The sequence below is a fragment of the Streptomyces phytophilus genome (genome assembly GCF_013870535.1).
Taxonomy (GTDB): domain Bacteria; phylum Actinomycetota; class Actinomycetes; order Streptomycetales; family Streptomycetaceae; genus Streptomyces; species Streptomyces phytophilus.
The window spans coordinates 1-1,565 of sequence record NZ_JACBXC010001355.1; the positions used below are offsets into that span (position 1 = coordinate 1).

At 75.5% G+C, this 1,565-nt stretch carries 1 protein-coding gene; it reads left to right on the forward strand.

The window, feature by feature from the left end:
- A partial coding sequence (locus tag H5J30_RS32325; protein ID WP_258563639.1) for an amidase occupies positions 1-1,565 on the forward strand: 1,565 nt, incomplete at both ends.

Below are 1,565 nucleotides of genomic sequence, written 5' to 3' on the forward strand. Positions count from 1 at the left end.
ACTCCCGCGCCGCGCCCCTCGCGCCGCTCCCTGCTCGCCGCCGGATCCGCCGCTGCCGCCGCGCCCGTGCTGGCCTCCGCCCCGGCCCACGCGAAGGCGGCCCGGACCCGAATCCCGGCCGCACCCGACGAGTTCGACGAGTTCGACATCGCGGAACTGCGCCGCCGCATGGCCGCGGGGCGGCTCGACGCCGTCCGCCTCACCCGCCACTACCTGGAGCGGATCGAGCGCATCGACCCGCTCCTCCGCTCGGTCATCGAGGTCAACCCCGACGCGCTGCGCGAGGCGCGGAAGCTGGACGCCGAGCGGCGGCCCCGCGGCCCGATGCACGGCATGCCCGTGCTGCTCAAGGACATGTTCGAGACCGCCGACCGGATGCACACCACCGCCGGCTCGTACGCCCTGGAGGGCATGCGGGTCCGGGCGGACTCCACCGTCGCCGCCCGGCTGCGCGCCGCCGGCGCCGTCATCCTGGGCAAGACCAACCTCAGCGAGTGGGCCGGCGGCATGTCGCTGACCCACCACGCCGGTTGGAGCGCCCGCGGCGGGCAGACCGCCAACCCGTACAAGCTGGACCGCTCGCCCCACGAGTCCAGCTCCGGCACGGGCGCCGCCGTCGCCGCGAACCTGTGCGTCGCCGGCATCGGCACCGAGACGAACGGCTCGATCCTCGACCCGTCCTCGGCCAACTGCCTCGTCGGCGTCAAGCCGACCGTCGGGCTCGTCGGCCGCGGCGGGATGATCCCCGGGGTGCCGAGCCAGGACAGCGTCGGCCCGATGGCCCGCACCGTACGGGACGCCGCGGTCCTGCTCGGCACCCTCGTCGGCGTCGACCCGCGCGACCCCGCGACCGAGGCGGGCCGCGGCCACCGGCACCGCGACTACACCCGCTTCCTCGACCCCGACGGGCTGCGCGGCGCGCGGATCGGGGTGCCGCGCGACGTCTACTTCGGCTACAGCCACCACGCCGACGAGATCGCGGAGGAGGCGATCGACGCGCTGCGCGCCGCGGGCGCCACGGTCGTCGACCCGGCCGGCATCCCCACCGCGGGGCAGCTCGACGACCTGCCCGGCCAGGTCGTCGTCCAGGTCTACGAGGTCAAGCGCGGGATCAACGCCTACCTGGCCGGTGCGCCGGGCGACCACCCGCGCAGCCTCGCCGAGCTGATCGAGTTCAACCGCGCGCACGCCGACCGCGAGCTGCGGTACGTCCGGCAGGACGGGCTGGAGACCGTGCACCGGCTGGAGTTCGGCGAGGACGAATACCGGGAGGCGCTGGCGGTCAACCACCGCCTGTCGCGCACGGAGGGGATCGACGCGGTGCTGCGCGAGCACCGCCTCGACGCGCTCGTCATGCCGACCAGCGGGCCGCCGGCCAAGATCGACCTGATCCGCGGCGACGCCTACGGCGGCGGCTCCTCGACCCCGGCCGCGCTCGCCGGGTATCCGGCGGTGAGCGTGCCGGCGGGGTTCGCGTTCGGGCTGCCGGTCGGGCTGACGTTCATGGGGACGGCGTGGAGCGAACCGGTGCTGCTGCGGCTGGCGTACGCGTACGAGCGCGCCAC